This is a genomic window from Wolbachia endosymbiont of Glossina morsitans morsitans, from assembly GCF_000689175.1.
Taxonomy (GTDB): domain Bacteria; phylum Pseudomonadota; class Alphaproteobacteria; order Rickettsiales; family Anaplasmataceae; genus Wolbachia; species Wolbachia pipientis.
The window spans coordinates 1-5554 of record NZ_AWUH01000183.1 but is presented as its reverse complement, the minus strand read 5'-3'; the positions used below and the strand labels follow the sequence as shown (position 1 = coordinate 5554).

Below are 5554 nucleotides of genomic sequence, written 5' to 3'. Positions count from 1 at the left end.
TGAGTTCAGTGTTTACCTTAAGGAATGGATCGAGTACAGTTTGCCTATTTAATGAAAACATACCTTTCAAAAAAGGGTGAGTGATTAAAGGCTATAATGCCCGAGATATGCGTGCAAAATTTTTTCTATGATGTTCTGTAATTCCATAAAGGCCAATAGCGTTAAGTTGCTCTTTTGTTCCATATCCTTTATTTTTATACCAATTATATTCAGGATGCTTATTGTGCAATTCTTGCATAAGCCGATCTCTCGTAACTTTTGCAACGATTGAAGCTGCTGCAATTGATGTACTCAAATTATCACCATTTACTATGGATTTCACTTGCCATTTCACTTCAGGTGGTTGATTACCATCAACTAGCACATAATATAATTCTAGGTCCAAGTCTATCAACGCACGTTTCATTGAAAGTTTTGTTGCTTGCAAGATATTGTATGAATTTATTTCTTCTACGCTTGCCATTCCTATACCAAATTTTGCAACGGATGTTATTTTTTCATATAGGACTTGCCTACATTGAGGAGTCAACTTTTTCGAGTCGCTGATTCCATCGATAATTGTATTTCTATCAATAAACACTACGGCTGCGGATATTACTGGACCAGCTAGCGGACCTCTTCCAACTTCATCCACTCCTGCTATCACTCCTGATAATTTATTTTCTAATGTAAAGTCTGGGTATTTCATAGGTTTTTATAATAAGAAAGTTATAGTAAAAACTGAACAGATAATAGAAATTATCCAAAATTTCATAACGATTGCATTTTCTGACCATCCCTTCTTCTCAAAGTGATGATGTATTGGTGCCATAAGAAAAACTCTTTTTCCTTCTCCATATTTAAACTTTGTATATTTAAAATATGATATCTGAATAATCACAGATAGAGTCTCTATTACAAAGATTATTCCAATAACGGCAAAAAGCATTTCTCTTTTAATTAGGACACTAGTTAACCCTAAAGCTGCGCCTATCGATAAGCTACCAACATCACCCATAAATATTTTTGCTGGATGTATGTTAAACCACAAGAAACTTAGAATAGCTCCTATAAATGCAATGCAGAATAAAGTAATATTCATATCTGCTTGAGTTATGTATGCAATTAGCCCCAAAAAAGCAAAGGAAGTGATGACTTGAGTTGCAGCAAGGCCATCCAAACCATCTGTGAGATTCACAGCATTAGAAGAGCCGACAATTACAAATGTAGCGAATGGGACATATAGATAGCCAAAATCGATTATTACTCCTTTAAATAGGAACATTTTTGTAAAACCTTCAGCAGAGTTTAGCTTAAGTATAGACATACTAACCAGAGCTACAATAAACTGAATAAGTATTTTGGCTTTTGCACTTAAACCTCGATGGTGATTTGCCTTTAACTTTAAATAGTCATCAATAAATCCAAGTAGAGCAAAAAATAGAGTTATCAATATCAGCAGCAAAATTTCTGGTGTTAACTGAGCCCAGAGTAAAATTGGTAATAAAGAAGAAATCAGTATTATTATTCCGCCCATAGGTGGTACATTCTTTTTTGTTATTAAATGACTTTCTGGTCCACATGATCTAATTGGCTGCCCATCTTTACTTATTTTTTTTAGAAGCTTTATAAAATAGGGAAAAAGAATAAATCCAAAAACAAATGAGGTAAAAAATACTTTTGTAGCTAAGATCATCTGCTTATTTAATTGACTAAGTGTCATACCACCTATAGCTAATAAAGTCAACTTCTGTCATCCTATAGCCTGACCCACAACTGTACGAACATTGTGATTTGGGCCCATCAGTAGGGTGTCATCCCAGTCTGGAATCCACAACTGTACGAACGTTGTAGTTTGGACCACCAGTGGGGTGTCATCCCAGTGCCCAGACACTGGTTCTATGCAACTTAATTAAAAACGTTTGTTTTAGTGTAAGACAATTACCTTTAGCTTATCAGCTCAGTTATAAGCAAAATTTCTGGATTCCAGACTGGAATGACACCATTTGCTGTGCAATTTACCTTCAAAAATGAATGTTCGTACAGTTGTGAACCTGTGGCAGGTATTACATAAGAGCATTTCCCTCTTCTAAATTAAAACGCACTTTTGCCTCCTTTGCAGTCTATACTTTAGATGTATTTAATTTACAAATACTAATTATTTATTAATAATGGTGATATGTAAATATAGTTATAAAATAATTGTTACACTTGAATTCCTTCCTGGTTTCTGTTGTTATCAGAACATTTAAAACACTTTAAGAAAGCTGCTTAGTTAAATTAACTTAGACAAGTAAATAGCAGTTTTGCAGCCTGTTTTTATGAATGATGATAAAATGTTGTAGCCAAATGCGCTTTCAGCATTGTGCTGAATTGCAATATCTTTGTGCTCTAACTCCTCGTCGCGAAATTTACTTATAGTTTCTCTTAATTCCCCATCTTCTAAATGTGAAACTTGCTCTTTGTAGTGCTCCCCGATAACTTCTTCAACTGCAGCAGTGCAAGCCATAGCAGCTTTTTTGCCCATAATGGCAGTTGCAACGCCAAGCGACACTCCTAAAACACGCCAAACAGGCAACAAAACAGTAGGACGAACTTTTTGCTCTTTGATTTTCTCATTAAAATAGTGAAAATGCTTTTTTTCTTGCTCTTCCATTTCAATTATTTCATTGATTATAGAAGATTTCTTAAGAATAAATTTTTGACCAGAATAAATGCAAATAGCTCCATATTCTCCAGCGTGATCTACTCTAATTGCCTGTTGTAAGAACTGATTGTTGCTGTACCTTAAATTATTTAGATTTCTTTCTTTCTCCACAATACACCTTACCTGATACGAACAGAGCTACTATGAGATAAATTAGATTCCATGTTGCTAAGGAAACACCTAGAACGTAATGAGGTCTGTCACAAGATGGAGAGTAATTAGGATTTAGTAGATTATTTCTGAGCTCTTCTATACTAACGTTACCACTTGCTTGCTCTGTACAACCTAAAACATCATGAAATAAGTGGAGTTCAAGACCTACATGATAAAAAGATATTACTGCACCTATGAGGTAGCTGCAAAACATTGCATAGATTAGAATTTTGTTGTCTTTAAGCATGCACGCTACTGCAAGTAATCCGGCGATATAGTAAACTATTCGCTCGTATGTACATAACTTGCATGGCAGCATGTTGAAAAAATATTCTAGCACATATGCAAAAATTAGAGCAGCGGCACTCGACAGCAGAAAGATTGCAGGAATTCTGGAATTATTACACATAACTTTAAGTAAATTATCCCTGAAAGCATAAAGCAGAGTATTCATTTTACATAGGGATTTTTATTTTTTTTCAAAAGCAATCTAACTGGCACACCGTCTGCAAAGAAATTTTTTCTGAGATCGTTAATTAAATAGCGTTTGTAACTTTCATCAACACTTTCAGGTATGTTACATATCAAAGAAAAAGCTGGAGGTTTAGTACCAATTTGAGCGATATACTTCATTTTAACTGCTTTGCCTTTTACAAGAGGGTGAGAATGTTTTCCTACAGCATTTATGAGCCACTTATTCAGTTTTGCAGTGCTGATCTTCTTGTTCAAGGATTCACTCACTTCAAGACACTTATCTATCACATCACCGCAGCGCATGCCTTTTAACGCAGAAATTGTTATAGTTGGCACTTCCAAGAATAACCTGGTTACTTCCTGTTGTTTGACAAATTTTATTAACCTGCTTCTGTCATCCTTACCTATTAAATCCCACTTATTTAAAACAACAATAATCCCTTTCCCTCCCTTAATTGCAGCTTCACCAATTGATAAATCCTGCTGCTCAATACCAACTAGGGAGTCTAGCATTAAAACTACCACATGAGAGCGCTTGATTGATTCCATGCTTTTCTCAACAAATCTTGATTCTAAGCCATCTACAACATTCGCCTTTCTGCGGATTCCGGCAGTGTCAATTAGAGTAATTAACTCTCCATCATGATCATATGTAATATCCACAGAATCACGTGTGGTACCTGGCTCTGAACTTGTTATTAGTCTGTTTTCTGCAAGTAAACCATTTAAAAAAGTTGATTTTCCAACATTCGGACGGCCGATGATCGCGATCCTCAGTCTACTCAGTTCATTGTTAGGTAACTCAGTGTTCTCGTTAAAATTTTCAATAACACCAGCTAATGCATCATAAAGATCAACCATGCCAAGATTATGCTCGGCAGAGATATACACCGGGCTAAGAAAATCAAAAAACTGCAAATAATCAACATTTTCGGATTTATGACTCTCGCATTTATTTGCTATCAGTATCACAGGTTTATTTATTTTTCTCTTCAGCCACTTTGCAAACTCTTTATTTCGCTCATTTTGCACTTTTGCGTCAACAAGAAAGAAAATTATGTTTGAACTGGATAAATAAAACTCTATTTGCTCAATAACTTGCAGTGAAAAACTAGTTTGGTCGTTCCATCCTCCTGTATCTATAACTTTAAACTCCAAATCGCTAATTCTCCCCATTCCCTCTCGCCTATCCCTTGTCACTCCTGGAATGTTACTCACTACTGCTGCTTTTCTTCCTACTAATCTGTTGAATAGGGTCGATTTTCCAGCATTTGGTAGGCCTACTATGGCGATTTTTAGCATAATTCAAGGGCATGTTCTATATGAAGTAAATTATAACCGAAACTTTTCAATTTAACTATTGACTTCGTAGATTATATAAGCATACTACAGTTAGAATTTTTTTATTTCGTTATGTAAAATATGGGATAGTTATGCCAGTGTCAAAGCAAATAGAGACTGTAGATAGAGAAGAATTAAAGCAACAAAATCATATACATAAAGATACAGAGTGTTCGGAAGAGACGACAATATATGGGCATATTAATCAACATATGGAAAAAAACATCTCAAATACATTGCATGAAATATATGATGCTCTTATGTCATATAACGAATCGGAACAGTCAATGACGTCAACTTAAGAACTTTCATTAGCAAACTCTCCTAAAGACATGATGGCGTTTAGGCTTATCTACTTTATTGCGGCTGTCCCGGTTGGATTTTAACTTTAGCGCGTATACTTAAAAAGGGCTTGAAAGTTTTTTGGCGCAATAAGTACCTGATAGAGTTTCTGTCTCATTACACTAAATAAAACTGAAAAATTTAAACGATACTCAGTGATTTGATCTGGGTTCCAAGGCCCTTGTGCATCACATATATGAAGCGATAATATATTGCACATGACCAAGTTTGCCCAAAATTCTTGTAATACAGCCTCTCCAGAAAAATTCTCTAACTCTGCTCCTACTTTGAGTCGTTTATAGCACTCCTCTATGTGCCACCTTAACACATAAGCTTTGCTCCAAAGTCTCGGTCAAAAACTCTGTTTCTCAGTTGGCTAATGTCAGCATTATAACTCTTACTTTCTGTATAAAAGCTTTCTGTATGAAAGCTTTCGTTTTATTTTTTAGCTTTTCATTTTCTAATATAAAATCAAAATTTAATTCGCCAGCGTTCCCATAGCTTACTATAATTTCTTTTTTGCAAGCGAAAAATAAAATCTACTTCCAAATCATAATG

The 5554-nt window shown here is 35.0% G+C and carries 7 protein-coding genes and 1 pseudogene; 1 reads left to right on the top strand and 7 read right to left on the bottom strand.

What is annotated here, in order from left to right; translation table 11 throughout:
* Nucleotides 1–91: 91 nt before the first annotated feature.
* The 6 genes from WGMM_RS04730 to der all read right to left on the bottom strand — a co-directional run bounded on the left by WGMM_RS04730 (nucleotide 92) and on the right by der (nucleotide 4615).
* Nucleotides 92–688, bottom strand: a complete 597-nt coding sequence (locus WGMM_RS04730; protein ID WP_038250819.1) for a ribonuclease HII — start codon at nucleotides 686–688, stop codon at nucleotides 92–94.
* Nucleotides 689–694: 6 nt separating this feature from the next.
* On the bottom strand, nucleotides 695–1675 hold the full coding sequence (mraY, locus tag WGMM_RS04725; RefSeq protein WP_038250829.1) for a phospho-N-acetylmuramoyl-pentapeptide-transferase: 981 nt from the start codon (nucleotides 1673–1675) through the stop codon (nucleotides 695–697).
* Nucleotides 1676–1732: 57 nt separating this feature from the next.
* Nucleotides 1733–1873, bottom strand: a complete 141-nt coding sequence (locus tag WGMM_RS06935; protein WP_186802321.1) for a hypothetical protein — start codon at nucleotides 1871–1873, stop codon at nucleotides 1733–1735.
* A 381-nt stretch (nucleotides 1874–2254) separates the two neighbouring features.
* Entirely contained in the window at nucleotides 2255–2797 is a 543-nt protein-coding gene (locus WGMM_RS04720; RefSeq protein ID WP_006279362.1) for a demethoxyubiquinone hydroxylase family protein, read from the bottom strand.
* A complete protein-coding gene (locus tag WGMM_RS04715; protein ID WP_051599662.1) occupies nucleotides 2772–3293 on the bottom strand; it encodes a disulfide bond formation protein B in 522 nt (173 codons plus the stop codon). The genes WGMM_RS04720 and WGMM_RS04715 overlap by 26 nt, the downstream gene beginning before the upstream one ends.
* Complete coding sequence (gene der / locus WGMM_RS04710; RefSeq protein WP_038250814.1) at nucleotides 3290–4615, bottom strand: ribosome biogenesis GTPase Der; 1326 nt, start codon at nucleotides 4613–4615, stop codon at nucleotides 3290–3292. Before der ends, WGMM_RS04715 begins: the two co-directional genes overlap by 4 nt.
* Nucleotides 4616–4746: 131 nt before the next feature.
* On the opposite strand from der, the gene WGMM_RS04705 reads away from it, so the two are divergent.
* Nucleotides 4747–4956: a hypothetical protein gene (locus tag WGMM_RS04705; protein WP_038250809.1), complete on the top strand. Its 210-nt coding sequence runs from the start codon at nucleotides 4747–4749 to the stop codon at nucleotides 4954–4956.
* Nucleotides 4957–4965: 9 nt separating this feature from the next.
* Here WGMM_RS04705 and WGMM_RS05920 read toward each other — a convergent pair.
* Nucleotides 4966–5554 (bottom strand): annotated as a pseudogene (locus tag WGMM_RS05920) (transposase); the annotation flags it as partial.

Excerpts from the sequence above, each read along its gene's own strand:
- mraY (WP_038250829.1), bottom strand. The coding sequence starts at position 1,675 with ATGATCTTAGCTACAAAAGTATTTTTTACCTCATTTGTTTTTGGATTT.
- WGMM_RS04705 (WP_038250809.1), top strand. The coding sequence starts at position 4,747 with ATGCCAGTGTCAAAGCAAATAGAGACTGTAGATAGAGAAGAATTAAAG.
- WGMM_RS04730 (WP_038250819.1), bottom strand. The coding sequence starts at position 688 with ATGAAATACCCAGACTTTACATTAGAAAATAAATTATCAGGAGTGATA.
- der (WP_038250814.1), bottom strand. The coding sequence starts at position 4,615 with ATGCTAAAAATCGCCATAGTAGGCCTACCAAATGCTGGAAAATCGACC.
- WGMM_RS04715 (WP_051599662.1), bottom strand. The coding sequence starts at position 3,293 with ATGAATACTCTGCTTTATGCTTTCAGGGATAATTTACTTAAAGTTATG.